Annotated in this window: 15 protein-coding genes, 1 tRNA gene and 1 pseudogene; 5 read left to right on the forward strand and 12 right to left on the reverse strand. The window is 61.8% G+C overall.

Annotated elements, in window-relative coordinates; genetic code table 11:
• The 4 genes and pseudogenes from ASE63_RS28390 to ASE63_RS27255 all read right to left on the reverse strand — a co-directional run.
• On the reverse strand, positions 1 to 324 hold a 324-nt coding region (locus ASE63_RS28390; protein ID WP_244491399.1), incomplete at both ends, for an autotransporter-associated beta strand repeat-containing protein.
• A 1-nt stretch (position 325) separates the two neighbouring features.
• Positions 326 to 757: pseudogene (locus ASE63_RS28395) on the reverse strand (autotransporter-associated beta strand repeat-containing protein); the annotation flags it as partial.
• 17 nt (positions 758 to 774) lie between these two features.
• The gene (locus ASE63_RS27250) at positions 775 to 1728 is read right to left on the reverse strand and encodes a hypothetical protein (RefSeq protein WP_156410335.1); all 954 of its coding nucleotides are present in this window, start codon (positions 1726 to 1728) and stop codon (positions 775 to 777) included.
• A 945-nt stretch (positions 1729 to 2673) separates the two neighbouring features.
• On the reverse strand, positions 2674 to 2823 hold the full coding sequence (locus tag ASE63_RS27255) for a hypothetical protein (protein ID WP_156410336.1): 150 nt from the start codon (positions 2821 to 2823) through the stop codon (positions 2674 to 2676).
• Between the two features lie 464 nt (positions 2824 to 3287).
• On the opposite strand from ASE63_RS27255, the gene ASE63_RS13440 reads away from it, so the two are divergent.
• Together ASE63_RS13440 and ASE63_RS26585 are read left to right on the forward strand one after the other, a co-directional pair.
• Positions 3288 to 4223 carry a class I SAM-dependent methyltransferase gene (locus ASE63_RS13440; protein ID WP_056801962.1) on the forward strand — a complete coding sequence of 312 codons (936 nt, stop codon included), beginning with the start codon at positions 3288 to 3290 and terminating at the stop codon, positions 4221 to 4223.
• A gap of 493 nt (positions 4224 to 4716) precedes the next feature.
• On the forward strand, positions 4717 to 5331 hold the full coding sequence (locus tag ASE63_RS26585; protein ID WP_156410337.1) for a hypothetical protein: 615 nt from the start codon (positions 4717 to 4719) through the stop codon (positions 5329 to 5331).
• Here the strand turns inward: ASE63_RS26585 and ASE63_RS13450 are convergent.
• A tRNA-Arg gene (locus ASE63_RS13450) sits at positions 5302 to 5378 on the reverse strand. The genes ASE63_RS26585 and ASE63_RS13450 overlap by 30 nt on opposite strands.
• 281 nt (positions 5379 to 5659) lie before the next feature.
• On the opposite strand from ASE63_RS13450, the gene ASE63_RS13455 reads away from it, so the two are divergent.
• The 3 genes from ASE63_RS13455 to ASE63_RS13465 all read left to right on the forward strand — a co-directional run bounded on the left by ASE63_RS13455 (position 5660) and on the right by ASE63_RS13465 (position 10076).
• Positions 5660 to 6859 carry an alpha/beta hydrolase gene (locus ASE63_RS13455; RefSeq protein ID WP_082609922.1) on the forward strand — a complete coding sequence of 400 codons (1200 nt, stop codon included), beginning with the start codon at positions 5660 to 5662 and terminating at the stop codon, positions 6857 to 6859.
• A gap of 424 nt (positions 6860 to 7283) precedes the next feature.
• Positions 7284 to 8489 (forward strand): ABC transporter substrate-binding protein, encoded by a 1206-nt coding sequence (locus ASE63_RS13460; protein ID WP_056801820.1) that lies wholly within the window; start codon positions 7284 to 7286, stop codon positions 8487 to 8489.
• Between the two features lie 78 nt (positions 8490 to 8567).
• Positions 8568 to 10076, forward strand: a complete 1509-nt coding sequence (locus tag ASE63_RS13465; protein ID WP_244491400.1) for an aldehyde dehydrogenase — start codon at positions 8568 to 8570, stop codon at positions 10074 to 10076.
• Between the two features lie 36 nt (positions 10077 to 10112).
• Here the strand turns inward: ASE63_RS13465 and ASE63_RS13470 are convergent, their stop codons facing one another.
• From ASE63_RS13470 to ASE63_RS13495, 7 genes are all read right to left on the reverse strand, one after another.
• Positions 10113 to 10790, reverse strand: a complete 678-nt coding sequence (locus ASE63_RS13470; RefSeq protein WP_156410338.1) for an XRE family transcriptional regulator — start codon at positions 10788 to 10790, stop codon at positions 10113 to 10115.
• A gap of 201 nt (positions 10791 to 10991) precedes the next feature.
• A complete protein-coding gene (locus ASE63_RS13475; RefSeq protein WP_056801822.1) occupies positions 10992 to 13085 on the reverse strand; it encodes a 3'-5' exonuclease in 2094 nt (697 codons plus the stop codon).
• A gap of 659 nt (positions 13086 to 13744) precedes the next feature.
• The gene (locus ASE63_RS13480) at positions 13745 to 16543 is read right to left on the reverse strand and encodes a site-specific DNA-methyltransferase (RefSeq protein WP_056801825.1); all 2799 of its coding nucleotides are present in this window, start codon (positions 16541 to 16543) and stop codon (positions 13745 to 13747) included.
• The gene (locus ASE63_RS13485) at positions 16543 to 17454 is read right to left on the reverse strand and encodes a hypothetical protein (protein ID WP_056801827.1); all 912 of its coding nucleotides are present in this window, start codon (positions 17452 to 17454) and stop codon (positions 16543 to 16545) included. Before ASE63_RS13485 ends, ASE63_RS13480 begins: the two co-directional genes overlap by 1 nt.
• On the reverse strand, positions 17454 to 19211 hold the full coding sequence (locus ASE63_RS28400) for a hypothetical protein (protein ID WP_244491401.1): 1758 nt from the start codon (positions 19209 to 19211) through the stop codon (positions 17454 to 17456). Before ASE63_RS28400 ends, ASE63_RS13485 begins: the two co-directional genes overlap by 1 nt.
• A 48-nt stretch (positions 19212 to 19259) precedes the next feature.
• Complete coding sequence (locus ASE63_RS28405) at positions 19260 to 20519, reverse strand: DEAD/DEAH box helicase family protein (RefSeq protein ID WP_244491402.1); 1260 nt, start codon at positions 20517 to 20519, stop codon at positions 19260 to 19262.
• Positions 20520 to 21608: 1089 nt separating this feature from the next.
• Positions 21609 to 22097 (reverse strand): hypothetical protein, encoded by a 489-nt coding sequence (locus tag ASE63_RS13495; RefSeq protein WP_056801829.1) that lies wholly within the window; start codon positions 22095 to 22097, stop codon positions 21609 to 21611.
• Positions 22098 to 22403: the final 306 nt, after the last annotated feature.

Consider the following 22403-nt stretch of genomic DNA (forward strand, 5'->3'; position numbering starts at 1 on the left):
GCCCGGCGCCAGCACGAGATTGCCGGCGACGGTGAGCGTGCCGATCGAGTTGCCGGGCGCGATCGTGGCGCCGGACTGGACCGTGGTCGCGCCGACCGTGCCCGAACCGGCGAGCGTCGCGCCGGCCAGCACCGTCACGGCGGAGGCCGCGAGCGAGCCGTTGACCGCAAGCGTGCCGGCCTCGACCGTGGTCGCGCCTGTCAGCGTCGAGGTGCCGGTCAGGTTGAGCCGGCCGGCGCCGCGCTTGGCCAGCGTGCCGTTGCCGGAGATCGCATTGGCGAAGGCCGCATCGACCGGCTGGTCGATGACCAGCGCGGCATTGTTNGAGCCGGCCGGCGCCGCGCTTGGCCAGCGTGCCGTTGCCGGAGATCGCATTGGCGAAGGCCGCATCGACCGGCTGGTCGATGACCAGCGCGGCATTGTTCCCGATCGAGCCGCTGCCGAAGCTCGTGGCCGAGCCGACCAGCGTGCCGGCCGAAATTGTCGTCCCGCCGGTATGGGTACTGCTGCCGGCCAGCGTGAGCGTGCCTGTCCCGGTCTTGGTGAAGCTGCCAGTCCCCGAGAGGCCGGAGAGGGTAAGGCTCGCATCGGATTGGATGATGCCGCCGCTCGCCCCCAGCGTAATGATGCGCGACGTGGTGATGGAGGAGCTGGTCCGCAGCGTCCCGCCGTTCAGTGTAACAGGATTGCTGACGGCTCCGAGGCTGGCGTCCCCCGCGATCGAGAGCGTACCGCCGGTCACCGTCCAGGCGGGCATCGATGGCGAGCCACCTATCAAGGTCCAGGTGCTGCCACCCTCCTTGTCAAAGCGGTGATGCCGGTGAATTGCGCGCCGGTGACGTTGACCTCCGAGACGTCGAAGGACCCGTCGGTTGCTCCGCCCAGCGCGAGCGTGGTGGTGCCGGCGCCGACGACACGGCCCGCGATGAGGTAGCTGCCGTGGAGCTCGAGCCGGTTTCCCGTGCCGGAAAACACGATTGCCTCGGCATGGCCGCCAGTGCCGCCGGCAACCATACCCGCCACGGTGATCGTGGAGCTGTGGGCAACGATTCCGATGCCGTTCAGCCCGTCCGTGCCAGCGGTGCCGGGATTGATGCCTAAACCTCCGTCTCCGCCGATGCCGCCGTCTCCTCCGGAGACAAACGAGGTGACCCCGATCGTCAGGGTCGCATCAGTGAGTTGGACGCCGATACCGCCATTCCCGCCCTGTCCGCCTCCTCCGCCGGCTGAGATCGCGGCGGCGCCGGCTCCACCGGCCCCGCCGGCGCCGCCGCGGATACCCCAGACAACCTCCTTGAGCACGAGGCTCCCACCGGACAGGATGATGCCGGTGCCGCCGGTCGCGCCTTGGCCGCCTGCGCCGCCAAAAAAGCTTGGCGAGTGCGCGATGTCGCCTGCTCCACCTGCGCCGCCTGCGCCGCCGGTCACGTTGGCCCAGGTCGTCAGGTCGCTGTCAGCGGAGACCAGCCCGGTTCCACCGACACCGCCGATCGCACCGTTTCCTCCCTGACCTCCTATGGAGTCGCCGCCAGCGCCGCCGCGACCGCCGGCGCCGCCGGCAATCGCGCTCTCGACCGTGAGTGTGCCATTGGAGATTCCGACGCCGATGCCGCCGGCGCCACCTCCGCCGCCCAAACTGCCGAAGATGGTCCGGGAAAGCCCCCCGGCGCCGCCGGCGCCGCCGGCTCCGCCGGTAATAATCTCCACCGTTCTATAGGTCTGGTACACGCCACCAAGGACGAGTCCCCCGCCGCCGCCGCCGCCACCGCCGCCGCCACCGCCGACAACCGCAGGCCCGGCTGCGCCCCCGTTGCCACCAAGGCCGCCGATAATCGCTGTCGATATCGTCCGGGACGTGTTGAAGCTCGCCGACAAGCCCCCGCCGCCCCCGCCGCCCCCGCCGAAAGTCCCGGAAAATCCGGATCCACCGGCGCCGCCGTCAAGGGTCCCAGAGCTTCCCGCGGACGAAGATCCACCGCCGCCACCACCGCCACCGCCACCGCCGCTACCATGACCGCCGGGGGTCGTGCCGCCACCGCCACCGCCCAGACCAACCCCCAAGCCGCCCGCGCCGGCCGATCCGCCTGTTCCCCCCGTGCCGCAGCCAGTACCAGCGGTTTGGCCGGAGGCGGAGTTGCCGTCCGGGCAGGCGGCCAGGGCCTCGGGCTGCCCGAGGAGCAGGAAAAGTGGCAGCGCCGTGCCGGTGAGAAGCGTCATATTGAGCGGGCGAAAGGGATAGCGCATGATCAGTCTTATCCGGTAATGCGTTATGCGCTCTCACGACGCGCAGTCAGAATCTATCAAAACGTATAACTTAAAAAACACGAGGTGCGAAATTGCCTACACACGCAAATATATCTCGATCATGTTGCGATTTATCCGGTCACGGCGAACACAAAACGATCAATCTACTCGACTCATCTGGGTAATACGATACAGGTGACTGATTAGCAAAACGGCTGAAGAACGGTTGCGGGTGGAAGGGTTCGATGATCGCTTCTGGCCCTCGAATTCCGACGTGGCCATTTCCTGCTCGCGGCCCGTTGCGCAACTCACCGCGGACGCTATCGTCTTGACATGACGAGCGAATTAGACGCGGGGCGAGCCCTCTCACAGCGCGGGACAGATGCGATATCCGCATTCCAACGCAATGCCATCACGATGGTCGAGGCGCTACGGTTCTTCGACGCCAACCATTCGAGACACGGTCACGGCGCCGCAGTAAAAGGGGCGATCATCAGGTCGCAACGTTTCAAGTTGCTGCTGCGCATGACCGACGACGGAAGCACCGAGAACACCGACAAGAATGATGATCTTCCGCACGCCCCCTCCAACGAGACCGCGCTTGTAGACACTCAATTCCCAGCGTCGGCAATGGTCTGGAAGCGGACGGTCAGCAGTTTGGCCTCTGGGTCTCCACTGGAGTGTCTACCGCCTTTTGGGCAAGGCAAGAATGTCCCGGGGAACCGTCCGGCGCCGGCACGCCGTCGAGGAGCACAAAGCGAGCCAAATGGGCGCCATGAATTCCGGCCGGGAACCGCATCTTTCCATGGATGAGGAAGGCGCCTCTCTGATTGCGGGTTAGGACTCCCTTTTGCACGAGCTGGATCAAACCGAACTGGCTCGGCAGCACCTCGTAGGCTGCCAAAAACAGGCTCGGCGACCCGGTCGATTCCGGGTCGCCGGTTGAGCCAAGCGTAATCATGCTATAGAACCCTCCCCATCCGGCACATCGGATGCACGACCGGGATACTCTCCAGGCAACAACCGAGGAGGAAACATATAATATGCAGATTGCAAACATCAATAAATCGAAAGCAATATTTGACGAAATCTATATCTCAACAGATCCAAGGTCATATTTTTCAGTACTCGGCGCACTTGACTATATGATACCGGACGTGGCGGAACCTGTCATTCGCCAGATCCTGGCAGCCAAGACCGCCCTGCACGGCACAGCCCCGACCGTGCTCGATGTGGGGTGCTCCTATGGGATCAATGCGGCCACGCACCGCTTTCCGCTCAACTTCGCCACGCTGAAGAAGCGCTACGCGCGACGGGAGATGATGCAGATCGATGCGCGCGAACTGGCACGGCTCGATCGCCACTTCTATGCAAGCTGGCCCGACGTGGGACACGGAAGCTTCATCGGCCTCGATGTCTCGGAACCGGCGATCCGCTACGCCAATGAGGCGGGGCTTCATGCCGCTGGCGTTGCCGCCAACCTCGAGGCGGACGAACTCTCGCCATCGGACGCGGCCCTCATCGCGCCGGCGGACGTCCTGTTGTCGACCGGCGCCATCGGCTACGTCACCGGCCGGACTTACGGCAAGCTTCTCGACGCGCTCACCGGGACGCCTTGGGTCATTTCGTTCGTGCTGAGGATGTTTCCTTATCAGGAGTTCATCGATCTCTTCACCGAGCGTGGCCTCGTCACCGAACGGCTGACCGGCGCGACCTTCGTGCAGCGCCGCTTTCGTGACGAGACGGAATTCGAGCTGAGCCTGGCGGCGTTGCGCGCTCAGGGGATCGACCCCGAAGGCATCGAGTCGGAAGGCCTGTTCCAGGCCGAACTGTTCCTGTCGCGTCCCAAGGCGGACGTCGAAGCCGCGCCGCTCGATGAGATCGTCACCGTTTCCAGCGGGCGGTTCAACCAGATCAACAGCCGCTTCGTTCAGATCGAGGATGAAGGCGGTCGCCCGCGCACCGCCATAGAAGCCTGAGCTGGCGCGCAACAAGGCGCGCCCCGTGACACCCAGCTGATCATCTCGCTCGGGGCGGCGACCTCACGGCTTCGATGGCGGGCGCAGCTTCGCGCTCGACACGATTGATCTCGACATGGACGCCAGCGCCCTCGTGGCGCTGGTAGGAGGCTCGGGTCCGACAGGCCATCGAACGAGCCGGCGCCACGCGTTCGCCCCTCCTGCCTAGGGTTTCGGCCCAATCGACTTCCGTGCTCAGTGCCGGGGTCGAACGCTCGATCACGGTCGTCCGGCCTTTTCACCCCAACGGAATCCGCTTGAGGGAGACGTCAACGTGCGCGGGCGCAGTCAAACTGCCCGAGGTGTTGCCTGCCCCCTGGGGCGGAGGTCATCACCATGTCCGTCTCCGGCCTTCCCAGGGCCTCGCAAGACCCTCAGAGATCAAGGTCCGAACGACTGAACATCCGTCCTGACAGACAACCCCGCGGCGCGCCAGGCTGAAGCAGAGGCGCATATGCAGTTGCATGTCTTCCGACCCGTAGCGGAGGGTGGCGAGCTAAAGAGATCGCCGCAACAACCACTCGCCCCGCGGCGTCGTTTGGCCGGCTTCCTCGAAACCCTGCCGAAGGTAGAACGAAAGCGGGCTTGCTGGGCCGAGAACAACGCTCGTTTCGATCGTTTGGACCCGCTGGACCTCATCTGTCGCAGGAAGAGAGCTAGCGCAGCTGCGCGCCATATCCTGCGTCTCTATCGCCTGATCGAGGATGGCGTCACCGAACTCGATGATCTTCTCCGGGACCGCATCGCCACCCTCAAGCTTGAACGCGAGCGGGCTCAGGCGGCGCTCGTCCGGATCCGGACCCAGATCGTCCCGGCAGCGGCGATTCCGCCGGAGGTCATCGAGCAGTTCGGCCGAGCCATGCGCGAGAACATCACCACCGGGGAGGTGCCTTTCCGCAAGGCCTACCTCCGCTCGGTCATCGATCGCATCGAGGTCGACGATCATGCTATCCGCATAGTCGGGGATCGTGGAACTCTCGAGCAGGTTGTGGCGGGAAAAAGCGTACCTGCGACCGGTGTTCGCAGTTTGGTACGGAAATGGCGCGCCCGACACGATTCGAACGTGTGACCTTTGCCTTCGGAGGGCAACGCTCTATCCAGCTGAGCTACGGGCGCAAACCGTGGAAGGTGGATAGCCGATCATCGCCGCTTCGGCAATGCGGGATTTGCGAAAGAGCGAAGAGCCGATCAGGCAAAGGTCGCGCGTTCGAACCGTGTCGGGCGCGCCGCGGATGTGGCTATCATCCGCGAGCAGGAGGCCGTTTGTCGCCGGCTCGACGTCGAGAGCCGATGCAGGTCGACACAGGATTCGTCTCCTTACCGATATCGCTTTATGTCCAGTGGTGAAATACACGTATGCAAGCACTGACCATGTTGACTTAACCGAGAAACGTTCCATGCGATTGCTGGTGACCAAGTCGACGAAAGTGCTGTGCGCCGTTGCAGGGCTCCTTCCTGGTCGACTTGCTTGCCTGGGGGCGACATTAGCGGCTTCGCTGCTGGCGGCAGGCTGCGGATCGAGACCCGAAGCGGGCTTTCTAGCGACGGCAGCCGAGATCGACTCCGGTTCGACGGCGCACACACTTCTCGTCGCTACCACGCGCAAGCGAGATGATCGGCCAGGCACCCTGTTCAACGGCGAGCGGAGCACGCCGCTGGATTTTGCAAAGATCGTCGTTTCGGTGCCTGAGAAGCATGCCGAGGGCGAAGTCGAATGGGCATCGACTCCGCCGGGTAATCCAAAGACCGACTTCGTCGTCCGCCAGGCCGGTTACCTCGATAGCGAGAAGGCGTTCGTCAGCACACTGAACGCTCAACTCGCCGCAAAGCCGAGGGGAAAGCGCAACGTCTTTCTCTTCATCCATGGCTACAACACCATGTTCGCCGAGGGGCTCTATCGCTTTACCCAACTCGTGCATGATTCACGCGCGGAGGGCGTGCCGGTTCTGTTCACGTGGGCGTCTCGAGGTCAGGTGACGCAGTATGTCTATGACACCAACAGTGCCACGGCAGCGCGCGACGATCTCGAGCGAACCATTCGACTTCTCTTCGCTAGCAATGCGGATCAGATAAACATCCTGGCGCATTCCATGGGCAATTGGGTAACGGTCGAGGCGCTACGGCAGATTCGGATCTCCGGCGGCCTGCCGCAGTCGTCGAAGCTCGGGCGAGTGGTGCTGGCAGCGCCCGATATCGATATCGACGTCTTCAAGTCGCAGATGCGTCGCTTCGGCAAACCGGCCAAGCCGTTCTTCGTGGTGCTCTCAAAGGACGACAAGGCGCTGGGGGCGTCGAATTTCCTGGCGGGAGGCCGGGGCAGACTCGGAGCCGATTCCGACCCGGAGGAATTGGCCGCTCTGGGCGCTATCGTCATCGATATGACCGAGGTAAAGGGACTCGATTCCAGTAACCACGGCAAATTCGCGCAACTGGCTGCTGTTGCGCCCAGGCTCACCGCGGTCCTCGAGAGCGGCGTTGCGAGGCAACGAACGCCAGCGAGCGCTCAGGATATCGCGGGTGGGTCGCTCGAGGCCATCGTCAAGCTTCCAATAACCATCATCGGTGCCCCGTTCCGGCTTCTCTCGGGCGGAGTCTGATTCAGGTTATTTCCTGAAGCTCGCGTCGACGATGCTTCAGACATGTCGCGGGCTTCTTTCACGGCGGGCAGCCCGTCGTCCCGCCGCTTCGGCAATGCGGGATTTTGCAAGGGGGTGAAGGGGCAAGGTGACAAAGGTCACACGTTCGAAGCGTGGGGCGCGCGCCGCGGTTGTGGCTGGCCGATAGCAATGCAAGGGCGACAGGCCGGAGCTGGCGTGCGAAGCACCTTGCAATACCCTCCCATCGTCATCTCGCGCGATTATGGCCGCCATATTTTTCTTCTATAGTAGAATTTGATTGCTCGTATCCGGGCGGATGTTAGCATCCGTCCGCCCGGGGCGCGGTTGCGCGTCTGGTGCCAAGGTTTCGGGCCAAAGGCCAAGCCATAAAGGCGAAACCATCATAATCAGGGGAGAACGCGCAATGAGCACGCCTGTTAAGCGAAATTCGGTTCTGGCGGCTGTGGTGCTGGTCTGCACGCTGCCTGCGGACGCCAACGACAAGCCCTTCCGGATCGGCGTCGTCGACGACATGTCCGGCACTTTCTCGGACAATGGCGGGCCCGGCACAGTGTTGTCAGTCCGTATGGCCGTCGAGGATTTCGGCGGCGCTGTCCTTGGCCGCCAGATCGAAGTCGTCGTCGCCGATCATCAGAGCAAGCCTGATATTGGCTCGGCCCAGGCGCGCCAGTTCATCGACGAACGCGGCGTCAGCGTCATCCTTCCCGGTGGGTCGAGTTCGGTCGGCCTTGCGGTTCAGGCGGTGGCGCGCGAGCGCGGCGTAACCACCCTCGTCAGCGGCGGATATGCCCCGAACTTCACCGGTGCCCAATGCTCACCCTTCGGCACGCAGTGGGCTCCGTCGACATTCGAGCTCGCGAATGCCGTCGCCAAGGGGGTGGTCGAAGACGGCGGCAACAAATGGTTCTTTCTCACGGCCGACTATGTCTTCGGTCACAGCCTCTCGGCCGACGCCAGCAAGGCCGTGAAGGCGGCCGGTGGCCAGGTGCTCGGCGAGGCCCGCCACCCGCTGGGGACGGCCGACCTGTCGTCGCCGCTGCTGACGGCGCAATCGTCGGGCGCAAACGTCATCGGGCTTGCAAATGCCGGGCCGGATCTGGTGAATTCGCTCAAGCAGATGCGTGAATTCGGCGTCAAAGCGAAACCCGCAACGATGCTCGTCTACGAGAACAACGTTGTCGCCCTCGGGCTCTCGGCTGCACAGGGCCTGAAGCTCTCGGCACCATTCTACTGGGACATCAACGAAGCGACGCGCACCTGGGCGAAGCGCTACATGGCGCGCTTCGACAACAAGGTTCCGACCATGGGGCATGCGCTCGCCTATGTCGCGACCTCGCATTATCTCAAGGCGGTGAACGAGCTCGGCAGCGACGATGCCACGGGCATAGCGAAGAAGATCCGCGAACTGCCGATCACTGGAGACATCATCCAGAAGGCAAGGATCCAAGACAACGGCCGCGTCGTCATGGATATGCATCTCTTCGAGGTGAAGTCTCCTGCGGAATCAAATAGCCCGGCGGATCTCTACAAGGTCCTGGCCACCTTGCCGAGCGAGGGGCTCTTTACCCCCGCAGAGCAGAGCGGCTGCCAGCACCTGCACAAACCATGAAGCGGCCTCGCCACGCGAAGCATGCCGGACCGGCGCTTCGCGTGGCGACACCCGACTCTGCTTTCCCGGAGAGTGGCGATGCATAGCACCGTTCAGCCCGAACCTACGCTGGAGCGCTTTCTCATGCATATCGGCGGCGAAAGCCGCGAGGCAGCCGGCGGTCGCTGGCTCGAAACCAACAACCCCTATACCGGTCGACCATGGGCCTTGATTCCGCGGGCAGGTGCGGAGGACGTCGACCTCGCGGTGCGGACCGCGCATGAGGCCTTCAGCACGGGACCGTGGTCGCGCATGACGCCCAGCGACCGCGGCCTGCTGATGTATCGGCTCGCGGACCTGATCGCCGCCAACGCCGAACGATTGGCCGATCTCGAAGTGCGCGACAACGGCAAGCTGCGCGTCGAGATGCTTGGACAGATGAAATACCTGCCCCGCTGGTTCCAGTATTATGGCGGGCTCGCCGACAAGATCGAAGGCAGCGTCACGCCGGTCGATAAGGCAGACATGTTCCACTATGTCGCTTATGAGCCGCTTGGGGTGGTCGGCGCGATCACGCCATGGAACTCGCCACTGCTCCTGACAGCCTGGAAACTGGCGCCGGCGCTGGCTGCTGGGAACACAGTCGTGGTCAAGCCGTCGGAATTCGCTTCGGTATCGATGCTGGCCCTGGCCCGACTGTTCGAGGAAGCCGGCTTCCCGCCCGGCGTCGTCAATGTAGTGACGGGGCTTGGACACGAAGCCGGCGAGCCGCTGGTCGAGCATCCGCTCGTCGCGCGAGTCGCGTTCACGGGCGGCAACATTGGCGGCCGGAAAATCTATGAGGCCGCGGCAAAGCGGTTCAAGCGCGTCTCGCTCGAACTCGGCGGAAAGTCTCCCAACATCGTCTTTGCCGACGCGGATCTGGACGCCGCGGTCGACGGCGTGATCTCGGGCATCTTCGCAGCCGGCGGTCAGACCTGCATGGCCGGCTCGCGGCTGCTGCTGCAGTCCTCGATCCATGACCGCTTTCTCGATATGTTGGTCAAGCGCATGGTCGAGGCGCGTCTGGGCGACCCGAACTCCCCGGACACCGACATCGGCCCGGTCGCGACCGAACAGCAACTGGCCAAGGTTCTGGACTATATCGACATCGCTCGCCGCGATGGCGCCCGCTGCGTCCTCGGGGGAACCCGCAGCACCCGCCAGGGCTGCACAGAAGGCTGGTTCATCGAGCCGACGATCTTCGCCGATGTCACCAACGACATGCGTATCGCCCGAGAGGAGGTATTCGGCCCTCTGCTCAGCGTGCTGCGCTTCGAGACGGAGGAGGAGGCCGTGGCGCTGGCCAATGACACCCCATTCGGACTCGCCGCCGGCGTCTGGACCAGCGATCTCGGTCGCGCGATGACAATACCGAAACGGCTGACGGCCGGGACGGTCTGGATCAATGCCTATCGCGTGGTCAGCTATCTGGCTCCTTTCGGCGGCTTCAAGGAATCCGGGATCGGGCGCGAGAACGGCCAAGCCGCGATCATGGAATATCTCGAGACCAAGAGTGTCTATATCCGGACGAAGCCCGCCCGTTCCAACCCGTTCACCCTGCAGTGAGGTCGCTGCTCGACATCGGACGGCAAAGCCAGCCGCCTACGGCCGGCGCACGATGACGCAGTAGTAGGAGCAGCGCGACCGAGTCTCATTCGCGAATCGATAAGGCGCGCGGATCTGGAAGTAGAAGCTGTCGCCGGCCTGCAGGTGATAGGATCCGTCGTCGAGATGGACCGACAGTTGCCCCTCCTGGATGATGAGGTGCTTCTCGACGAAGCCGTCATAGGCTGGAAGCAAGCCCGAGGATGCACCTGGCGGAATGATGTGCAGGAGCAGTTCTACCCCGGTCTCGATATGGGCCGGCGACAGGAGATGGCGTTCGAAACCAGTCTCTTCATCGTAAAAACTCAGACGCTGACCGGCGCGTCGGATCGCGACAGGCGTCGTTTCGGTCTCGGCGCCCATCAGGCCAGAGAGTGAAGTATCGAGACCCTGCGCGATCCGCGTGACCACGGCCAGCGTTGGATTTTTCTCGCCACGCTCGACTTTGGACAACATGGCCCGGCTGACGCCCGAGCGCTCCGCCAGTGCATCCAGCGTCAAGCCGGCTGTCTTGCGCATTGTTCGAATGCGGCAGCCGAGCCTGGTGCCGAGCCCGACATCGCCATCGGAGACCTGCCCAACAATCGTGCCTTTGCGGCTTTCGCTACGCGGCCGCGGGGCTGTGCTTCCGGCCCGCGCTGTGTTTTTCCGCTGCACGAGATGAGGCTTAGTCACCAATCAAACTCGCAACCGTGCGTGCCGATGGAGCAGCACCTGCATCTACCGACAAGCCGCTAGTCCATTCTCACCATGACTCAGAATTTGAACGATCATCGCCGCTTCGGCAATGCGGGATTTTGCAAGGGGGCGAAGGGCCAAGGTGACAAAGGACACACGTTCGAAGCGTGTCGGGCGCGCCGCGGTTGTGGCGGCTGTTCACCCTCTTCGCAGGTCATCCAGAAACTCGGATGCGGGCTCGACGCCGGTCAAAAGTAGATGATCCCGGGCGCGGGTGCAGGCAACGTAGAGCAGGTGCCGTTCGGTGTTGTAGACCTCCTCGAGATCGGCATCGTCGGCGACGCTTTCGATCCGCTCCTGCAGGGGGATGACCTCGTCGTCGCACGCCATAACGACCACGGACCGGAATTCCAGCCCCTTAGCGAAATGCATAGTCGTGATCGCGATAGAGCCGTCCTGGACCTCGACCTTGTCGTTCAGCTCCACGGAGGAGGAACCGGCTAGCTTAACTGCCGCCCTTGCTCGCTTGATCTCGTCCTCCGACCTGACCACGACGCCGATTTCGTGGGGCTTGCAGCCGTCGGCAAGGCGCTTCGAGATCCAGGCCGAGACCACCCTGGCCTCATCCTCCCGATCGCCGGAGATCACCACGTCAGGAGGCGGTCCGTCGAACATCGACACCGTGCCGCGGCGGCCTTCCGTATTGCCATCGACGTCCGAGATCGTGCCGGGCAGGAGCCTGTCCGCCTGCGAGCGGATCTGATGCGAGGTGCGGTAGTTGATCCGCAGTGTGAACGACCGCCCGCGCACGTCTAGACCAAGGGCCTTCCATGAGAATGGCTGCTGGAAGATCCGCTGACCCAGGTCCCCGGCGAAGAACAGGCCATCCGGTCGCTGCCCCGTCAGGGCTGCCAGGAAGCGCGCCTCGGCGACACCCAGGTCCTGTGCCTCGTCGACGACCGCGTGATCGAAGGGGCGGGCCTTGCCGTTCGCCAGGTGCTCCGTGAGCCGGCCGAAGATGTCTGCCCAGGTGACGAGCTTACGCTCGGCCATGGCCACACGCGCCCGCTCGAAGATGGTCCAGAGCGCCTCGCGCTGCGTGCCGCCGATGCGGGTTTTGCGCCCCAGCCGCGAGACGTCGCGATAGGCCTCCCAGCTCTTCAGCTGCCAGGCATCAACGACGTCGCTCCATTCGCCGAACAGGAAATGCGCCGAGAACTTCTGCTCTGGGACATCGGCGGCCGCCTTGGTCAGGAGGCTGCGGACGACCGATGCCGAGGCGATCTGCGGCTGACCGAACCATTCGGAGTAAAGCTCATAGCCGAGCGCCGTGAGAGCTTTCACGGCGAAGCGCGCTCGAAGAGTATCGTCTGAAGGCACCAGGTTCGCCAGCTTGGCCCGCAATGCGTTAGCGAGCGGCTTCGAGAACGTCGTCAGCAGCACGCGGCTTTCTGGGTGGGCGCGCGCCAGATGAACGGCCCTGTGCAGCGCCACGATCGTCTTGCCGGTTCCGGCCGAGCCGGACACGCGTGTGGGACCGGTGAAGACACGCTCGACCAGTGCGGCCTGTGCCGGATGCAGGAACACCGCCCATTTGTCCCAGGGGTAGTCGAGAGCCTGCCGCAGCTCTTCGGCATTAGTGAGCACACGGAAGCGGCGCTGGGCGTCTGGGTGCGCGAAGGGATCGGCTTCTGCCGGAACTGGCTGGGGCGGCTCGGGGCTCTCGCCGACCGCGAGCTTCAGAAGCGCCTCCTGCGCCTCCTGCGGCAAGTGCTTGATGATGTCGAAGAGTGTGTCTTCGGTGGCCCGGCGAACGTCGTCGACCCATTCCTCCGGCACACCAAATGCCATCAGTTCGTATTTGCGCAGATTGTCGAAGAGAGCGACTGCCTTCGCAGACGGCGGCGCGACTTCCGGCTGCACACAGGCTTCCGCTGGACGAGCGGCCCGGATTTCCTCGACCCGCTCGCGGATCTCGACCAACTGCATCGCGCCGGTCGTCGGGTGACGTTCGATCTTGCGGCGTTCGGCCCATGTATAGGCCGCGTCGTGGTGGTCCACATAGCAGAGCAGGGTCCCGCTCTGCGCGCGATGCACGATAATGCGGAGGTCCGCGTTGACCCGTAACGACCAGAAATTCGGATCCTTGGCGCGGTCCAGCTTGTGAAAGGACAGGCCGGGCGCGGCCGAGTTCATCTGCAGGTCGAAAGCTGTTGTCTTGACGGCCTTCTGCTCCTGTGCGGTCAGTCGCCCCAAGCTATCCGTGAACGTGTCGGCGATGCGGAATTCCATCAGCTAATCACCTCAGCCATCTAACCGGGATTATCGTTCTCTCGAGTGTTTCACCATCTGGAAGCGAAACTTGGTCGCCCTTGTAAGCAATGATCGATTTTTGAGTCAGAAATGGCGATGTTCCTTCATAGCGGAATCGCCCCAGCGGTCGGTCTTCCTCGAGAAAACTGACATTAACGTCTGACTTGTTGTCGAATAGCCCAACCTTCACGACCACGCACAACATCCACCCGTCGCTGTAGAGCGTTCTATTAAAAACAATACTCTCATGATGAGCGGTTCGGAGCAGCCCCTCAGACGTTTGTTGATCTCTCAGGTCATCGGGGAATATGGCTGTGCCTCGCGTGACAGTTCGTGATTGACTGTTGTCGGTGCAAGGATGCTTCGGCCAGGGCCACCCTAGGTCGTCAAAATAAACCCTCGATCCATGGGCGTTTTGATAATAGTAAACCCTATCACCACAGATCGGGCAAATTGCGTTCGGATTAACAAAGCAGGCAACACTGCGAGTTTTTGAAACGTGGTATCCAGCCAATGGCACCGCGTTGTTGACACGATGGCCGGGCATAGACTGAAACGATCTCGAGTAGGCGCCAGACCGCGTCCGGTAGCACCAGCCACAACTGCACCATGGGTAGTGATTATGGCCAGGCACCGAGCTAAATCACCGCAAACACCTTCATCACCTCGTCCCCGAGGTGATTGATGACCTTGACCGCGATGCGCCCGCTCTTCGGCTTCGGGAAGGGGCGCGAGATATCGGAGTTCAGGCTCTCCCAGGCCTCCTGGTCGATCTCGGCCTTCAGCGTCGTCTTGAGCGCCTTGTAGGGGTCGTTGGCGCCGAGGAAGTAGGCGTGGCGGACGAAGAAGCTCTCCTCGTTGTAGTCGGTGTCGAGCATCCAGAGCGCGATGCCGTCCGTGCCCTCGGAGATCACCTCGCCGGTCTGCGGCTTGAAGACGTCGACGCCGAAGACCTTGACTTGCTTCATGCCATCGGCCGCATCCAGAATCTTGATGTCGGGCTCGCCGAAGATCACGAAGAGGTTGCCGGCGCCCGTCGCTTTCAGATCTCCGCCCATGTGCAGGTCGGGGTTCATGCGAGCCTTCAGCACAGGCACGCGGCCCAGCTTGTCGAACTCGGCCGAATGGGCGTCGTAGTTGAAGGCGCAGGCGATCAGAACGTCGAAGCCGGCATCGCCCGCCTCGCGTGCGGCTGCGACGAGATCAGGCCGCGAAACCGTCCCGAATTCCGGACCGATGAAGATGCCGGCGCGCTTCCGCTTGTCGCCCTCGACGTAGGTGCCTTCGGCGCAGATGAACTCGCCCGGCCAGCCGACAAGGCTGGTGAAGCTGATGCGGTCCTCCTTGTGCGCCTGCTGCACGCCGGCGGTCTTGAGATTCTCGATGATCATATGCGCGAAGTCGTGCAAGCTCTGGTCGCGCTCGACAGCCTTGCGCTTGCCGTCGGCAGCTTCAAGCACGTCAATCAACTCGTCGTCCCAGTCGACGGCGAGTGTGCGGTGTGGCGAAAGGCTTTCGACAGTAAAGGGGCCCGCGACGCGCACCTTGGTGTTGTCGGTGTAGGGCTTGTCGTAGAGATACTCGAACTCCGCCTTGGCGGCGATCGATGCGTCGATTTCCTTTTGCCGTGCAATGCGCGCCTCCCACCATTGCGCATGGGTGTCCACCACGTCTTGAGGCCAGCCGGAAGCTGCCTCTCGCGGGATCTCCCATTCCTCCCAACTCGCGCCGAGTGCCGCGGTCAAAGCTGCTCGCAACGGTTCGAGGGTCGCCTGCCACTTCTCCCAGATCACGTCGATCTCAGCGTTGTTGGAAATGTCCTTCAGCATAATGTGCGGCACGCGTTCATAGACGAACCCATGACGGACATCGCTGAGTGTGCTTGAGAGCCTTGGAGGGACGCTGGAAATCTCTCCCTCCTTCCGTTGGCCTTCCTTACTGTCAGCGAGAACATAATATGGATAGCGCGCACCCATGAGGCGCGAACGTGCAAGGGCAACGGCGACGCGGCTAGTATCAATCGTTATCCAGCGCCGGCCCCACTGCTCAGCGACATATGCCGTTGTTCCAGATCCGCAGGTCGGGTCAAGGACAAGATCGCCTGGATCAGTGCTCATTAAAACGCAACGCTGCACTAACAGTGTCGACGATTGGACAACGTATGACTTATCTTCCCGTCGGCTTGAAAATTTTACGTCGGACCAAATGTTATTTATTGGAGAGGCCGAATAATCTCGAAAATAACGCACATATCTAAGCGCCGACCCTCGCGTTTCGATCCGATCAGCTTTAATTAGCCGTGAAAATCCGATTTCGCCAGTTTTCCAGAAGCCGTTGCCAGGAGTATATGACCTACCTCGGAACGGAACCGGAAAAGACCCGGGTGGCCTGTTCGATGTTGTGTTGTCCTTAGAGAAAATCTTGAATTTCTTCTCAATCTCAGACCACTCCGAAGCCGTAATTGAGCGCGGTATCTGATGTCGGCACAGCATCTCGTCTTGATATGACGCATACTCGCCCATCATGCTGTCCGTCGGCTCTTTTGCAGACAACGCACGACGGAACTTTGCACGAGAAATATCTCGGCAGAAAAAAATTACGTAGTCTGTGCTGCTCGATAGCAAGTCTGTCGTCTGCGCACTGGTTTTTTCAACGGTTATTAGTGCAACGAAATTTCGTTCTCCAAATACCTCATCCATCAGTGCCCGCACTCGATGCACATTCTCGTCGCCGATCTGGACGAAGATGCTGCCACTCTCATGCAGCAGGTCGCGTGCGACCGTGAGACGGTCGCGCAAGTAGGTCAGATAGGAGTGAATGCCATCCTTCCAGGTGTCGCGGAAGGCACGCACCTGCTCGGGCTCGCGGGTGAGATGATCCTTGGCGCCGTCCTTCACGTCGCGTGACGTGGTGCTCCACTGAAAGTTCGAGTTGAACCTGATACCGTAAGGCGGGTCGAAATAGATGCATTGCACCTTGCCGCGCAGTCCCTCACGCTCTGCCAGACTCGCCATCACCGAGAGGCTGTCGCCCGAGATCATGCGGTTCGACCAGTGCTGGTCGTGGCTGTAGAACTCGGTCGCAGCCTCCTTGTCCTTCAGCCCGTTGAAGTCGGCGAAAAGATCCGGCGCCAAGGGCTCGGCCTCTTCGCGGCGCGCTTGCGACTCCCGCTTCAGCTCGTCGATGATCGCCTTGGGATGCACCTTTTCCTGGATGTATAGCGGCGGCGCCTGGACGATGAGGGCGGACCAGTCCTGCTCGTCCTTGCCGCGCCAGACCAGCTGCGGATCGAGATCGCGGTTGCGACGCTCATAGGCGAGCTGAACCGGCGCCTTCTCATCGGCGCGCATCACGCTTTCATATTCGGCCGTCGGGATGTTCCGACGCGTCGCGCTGTCATGCTTGAGCGCTTCGACCGTGAGCGGGTTCTTAGCCATCAGATTGAACTCTCTTCGACGGTCGCCAATGTCTGCCTGAGGGCGTTCACGGTCGCATGGGTCCGCTGGTGCAGCCAGTCTATGGCCTGTGGCCAGGTCGCGGGATCGACCACCGAGCTGCCCTGCTGAACCAGAAGCCATTCCTTCTCGCGGGCGCTGGTGAAGGGGACGCCGAGCATGGCTTCGAGTTGCGCCCGGTGGTTGGCGAGCTGTTCGGCTATGGCCGCAATCGGCACCGAGGACTGGCCGCGCACATATACACCGCAGGTTTTGGCGATCCAGGTCCCGACGAGGATGCCTCCAGCAACTGGCAGCCACTGGTTGTTCACGTTCCAGGCCTTGACGCCGAGCTTCGTATCCTCGGGATAGCGCTCCAGATAGCCGGTCCAGAAGTCGCGCAGCCGGCTGTCACTCTTGGCCAGGGCCTCCGTCTTGCGGGCCTTGATCTCACGTTCAAATGCGTTGGGCTGGACAACGATGTCGAAGATCGGCGCAGCCGGGCTGTCGCCGATGCGAACGACGCGGAGTTCAATGGCGAAAAAGCGGAATTCCGGCGGGGTGTGGTCGTTGAGCCAGCGCATGGCCGAGACGTGCTCCGCCTGGAACCGGGTGCTGACCCAGATGATGGTCTTCGCCTCTAGCCCGGCGAGATAAGTCATGATCTGGCCGAGATGGGTATGGTCGCTCTTGGCCAGCTGGTTCTCGATCAGCACCGTCTCGCCATACTGGTTGCGCGCGACGATGTCCGCCGAGAACGGCCCCACCGCGGTTTCCGCGCTGAGAAGCTCAAGCTCGTCGCCTATGGCTTCCCCAAGATGATCGAGCTGGCTCGCCAGCCAGGGCGTGAATTTCAGCGCCTCGTGCGGCCAGACCGCGCGCGGTTCGATGGCAATCAGCTTGCCGATTTCCATCACTGACCCAATCCGCTCGCCAAGCCCGCGACGAGCTTGTCGAACTCCGCCTCGATCTCGTAGACGGCGGTAAACTCGGCGAAGGCCCAACGGCCGAACTTGCCGAGATTGTTCACGCCCGGCACCCAGTAGGACCGCATGGTGTTGGCCTTCTCCTTGGCGTCCTCACCACGATAGCCCTTGATCTCGACGATGAGGTTCAGCGGCTCGGCTAGTCCGTGATCAACGCGCACAACGAAGTCAGGAATGTATTTGCGGGGCGTTGAGCCCATCAGATAGGGGACTTCCAGCCCGAGGTTCTGGTTCTTCACGTAAGCCAGGACCTTCGGGTGCACTTCGGCCACGCGGCAGAACTCGGCCTCCCAGTCGCTATCGCAGATCACCCAGTTGACGTGGGATTTGGGTGGCGGGCCATTGGTCTGCCAGCGCGTTTCCTTCGAGGTCGTGAAGTTGACGAAAGCCGTCGAACCGGTCGGATTATAGGGATCCAAGATCGCCTTCACCGGGTTCTCACCGACAAGGCTTAAAGTGATAGCCGCCTTGATCCGCTCGGCGGCCATGTCGGCGATCTCCTTGTAGATCACCTGGGCCGGATAGGTCCCGCCAGAGCACTGCAAGCCGCCGCCGTCCAACCACTGCCGCGTGATGCGTTTCAGCTGTCCGAACAGGTGGAGCTTGGGCTCCTCGCCGGGGTCGCGATACTTGTTGTAGAGTAAGTGTTTGGCGAGGTGGAACAGGATCGTCGAGGATCGCATGTCCTCGAGATGCGCCACGGTCAGATCGACGCCCTCACCGACGATGCCCTGGTTCTTCGTGACCGAGGGGCCGACGAGCTCAGGCGTCAGGTTCAGCACATGGTCCGGGCCGAAGGTCGCTTCCAAGCGTTCATCGGGAAGCTCGACACGATAGCCCTCGACACGCGGAAACACGATCGCCAACGCATCGCGATCCGGCTTCACGGCATGGACGCGGATGGTCTCGCGCGGCTTCGCCGGTGGCGAGATGACCGGTTTTGCAGCGAAATCGAATGGGATCCCGAGCACGTCGGCGTATTCGACATTGAACAAGCCCTGCTCGTTCAACTCGTAGGACTGGCGGCGCAAGCCGCGACCTACGACCTGCTCGCACAGCAGCTGAGTGCCGAAGGCTCGAACGCCCAAGATGTGGGTGACGGTGTTCGCGTCCCAGCCCTCGGTCAGCATCGACACGGAGACCACGCAGCGAATCTGCTCGCCGAGCCGGCCTTTCTTACCAACCGTGTTCATCACCTCGCGCAGCAGCGTCGCTTCGTCGATCTCCCCTCCAGTCAGGATGTCATTCGCGTCCTGCCCGCCGCGGTCGATGATGTCGCGCTTGAAGCGATCGATCTCATCCGCGGCCATCTCGCGGAAGTCCTTGTCGAGAGCCTCGCCGGACTCGAGCTGGGCGCTGTCGATTAGGATGGTATTGGGTCGCGCGATGCGATTGCCATAGCCATCGTAGTTCCGGAACAGCTCTAAGCGGCCGTTCTCCAGCGCGGTTGTGCCATCGTCGTTGTCACGGTGGAATCCGGAGACGTATTTGTAGATCAGCTCCGAGGTCGAGGTGTTGTTGCATACGACGATGAACACGGGCGGGACGCCAATGCCCTCTTGCTCCCAGAGCTCGAAGGTCTTGGCGTAGTGACCATAGAGGGCATGTAGCGCCGTCTCTAACTCGGCGGGAAGGTTTAAAGGGTCGAGTGATCGTCCCGAAGCGCCGCGGCCCTTCTTCGGCATCTTCTTGCCGATATGGTCCCACAGGTTGCGGAATTTCGGAGTTTCTCCTCATGGACTATTATCTGCCACCGGCACGCGTGGCAGTTTCACGATCCCGCATTCGATGGCGTCCATCAGCGAGAAGTCGCTCATCGTCCATGGGAAAAGCGTGCCCTCGACATATCCCGAGCCGCGCAGGAAGAACGGTGTCGCCGAGAGGTCGTATACGAGAGCCAGGCCCAGCTTGCGCTTCAGCGCTTCGAGGCCGGAAATCCAGAGACGCGCAGCCTCATTGTTCTCCTTGGCCTCGTCCTTGTCCTCGCCTTTGAGATCGGCCTCGGTGTCGCCTGTCGCGTCCTTGAGCCGCTCACGATAACAATGGTGCGCTTCGTCGTTGAGCACGACGATGTTCTTCATGCCCATCAACTCGGGCATGACTCGCTGGAGCATCTGGCCTTCGCTCTCGAGCGTCTGGAGCTTCTCACCGCGCCACCCTTCGAGGGCCGTGCGAGTTCCCTTGGAGATCTCCAGCCGCTCCCGCAGCTTGAAGGCGTGATAGTTCGTAATGACGATCTTGGCGCGGTCGATGTCCGCCAGCATGTCCGTCGGAACGATCTCGCGGTGTCGATAGTAGCTCTCAGGGTCGTTCGGCAGCAGAACCCGAAGTCGGTCCTTGATCGTGATCCCTGGCGCGACGATGAGAAAACCGCGTGAGAACTGCTTGCTGTTCGGATGCCGGACGGCATTGACGGTTTGCCAGGCGATCAACATCGACATGACTGTCGTCTTGCCGGCGCCGGTCGCGAGCTTCAGCGCCAGACGCATGAGCTCAGGGTTAGCCTGCTCGTTGGCTCCCTTCAGATGAGCCCAGAATTTTGCAGTCCGTGCGCCCATTTTGGGCGCGACCTCCGTGAGCCAGATGGCAGTTTCGACGGCCTCTACCTGGCAGAAAAATGGTTTGACGCTCTGGAACTTGTGACTGCGCCAATGCTGCAGCAACCGCGCCGTCTCAGGCGTAACCAGCCACTGATCCGGGTTCGGTAAGTTCCGCCAGGTCTCGACGTGGGCGCGAACCTCGTTAATGATCGGGGTCGGATTATACTCCTGATCCTGGGTCGACAGATCATCGTCAGCACCGAGGATGAATGAGCTTTGCTTGCTACTCTGCCGACGCTTTTTCGGCTTCGGAACCGGTGTGATTAGCTCCGACCGACGGCGCACGTCGAGGATCCGGTTTGTGGGCTGCCCGTCCGTGTCGAGCTCCCAGTGCCTCGCGGGAAAATCATAGGGCGAGTTAAGGATCGGCCTCTCGAAAAACTGCTCAGTCACCGACGCCGGCTCCAGTCGCGCAGAAGCGGCCAGAGGTTCGCCCTGATGCTCAAATCACGAATCCACTGCTGTGCTGATAGCATCGATTCCCCCAGAGGTAGAACCTAGATGGCACTAGGGCGGATTCACAAGCGCTGATGGCCAGAACGATGAGGAGCTCGGCATCGGCTCGTCGAGGTTCCCCGAGATTGAAACCGCCGAGGCCGCGTGCGCTTCATGTTAACGGCAGTGGCGCTGTGACCGGCATTGGCACCAGGATCAGCAGGGAAAGGCGTAGGCGCGACCCGATGCGCTTGGGTAGGGCGAAATGCAACTTGACGAGCCGACGCTGCCAGTAATCTTACCTGTGAGTTGAAGCAGCTCCAGGCGTCACGCTCTTATATCGAAATTCTCCCCCGAGTTATTCCTCAGTCTAACGCCGCATCGGCAAAGCTATCCCGACCGTCGAGTGTGTATTCTCCGATTGGGAGAGTGGCGATCCAGGGAGCCGCTTGGACGATTTTAGCGACTTTAGGCGACCAGAGATTCGTTTCCGCTCGTTGTTGAACCACCCTCTCCCTAGGCGCCCGGTCTCGCAAAAACCGCATCCACAGAGCAGGAAAAATTTTCTGGAGGGCTTTTGGTCAACTTAGGGGCAACCTAGGGTAAACTTTCGGGGGGTTTTGGCCGCTCCCAAGCTTGTTGTGGTTGACCTGCAGACGCCCTGAATTACCTATTCGCAACCATATCGGCCGTCCTGGTTTACCCTAAGTTGACCAGAAGGCCGCCTGCGGTTGACCGAGGTCAACCAGATTTAGATGCAGCGGTGAGGCCGCGGCTCTGGCCGCGTTTGCTTGACCGGGTGCCATAATCGCCAGCCGGTCGTCCCCCTGCTTCGGGCCAAAGCCGCTTCAGAACCAGCTACACATGGATCGGCATTACAGTGGTTTTCGGTCCTTTGCCCCCTCGCGAAGCTTTCGGGGGACTTCACGATGGTCGAGACAAGGCCGTCAGCGGCGCCATAATCAGAAATCAGCGCCCCAAGCCGGATCTGGCCCTGGCTTTGCAAGCTTGGATCGACCTCATTAACGCGTGTTGAGTTCGCACGCCCTATATCGCATCGAGCTCATCCAGCGCCGCCGATATCGCCTGCAACTCGGCGGGATCGAGATTGTCCATAGCTCTGGCCTTCTCCCCAGCGCGCTGTCGACGCTTTCGCTCGGCCGCCTGCTCGGCCTTACGCTGAGCCTTCTGAGCCAGGGTCAGGGAGGAGAGATCGACATACGGCCGAACAGTTTCGGCACTCACACCGCGGCGCTCGCGTTCCCGTTCCCGCCTGATGCGCTTAATGAACTCTTCCTCGCTCTCGCTGGGGAGGCGGGGCAAGCGCTTCGTCGATCGGTAGCTACGAACCGTTCCGCCAGCCTCTTCCTTCGCCTTCCGATATGCCTGGCGCTCGAATAGCCGACGAAGATGGCGATCGCCGTCATAAGCCCGCTGGCTGTCGTGTCTGTTAGCAGCCACCGTCTTTTGATGTGCTGCGTGCCGTGACTGCTTGTCGTCATTGTGGAAACTGCGAACCGGGTTGCTGTCGTCCATTTCATCGCTCCATCTCTCGATGTCTGGACATATAGCGAGATCAGAGCGGGTTGCTCTGCCGGGCAATCAGAAAAGTCACGCTTCTAGGCAATTTCCCTTTATACTGTATATATGTATGTTCTCTTCTACATACCCATATACTACAGAAAATCCCGAAAAGCGTGACATCCTCCGGCCCAGGCTCCGCTGCTTCAGATGCAGCTCATTCACAGGTTCCGGCTCGCTGCGCTCGCCCTGCGCGGCCTTCGGCCTTGCCCCCAGCGCCGGCGGCGCCGGGATCTCTTTCTCACGGGGCCGGTGATGACC

The organism is Allobosea sp. Root381, from assembly GCF_001429395.1.
In the GTDB taxonomy this organism is placed as follows: Bacteria; Pseudomonadota; Alphaproteobacteria; order Rhizobiales; family Beijerinckiaceae; genus Allobosea.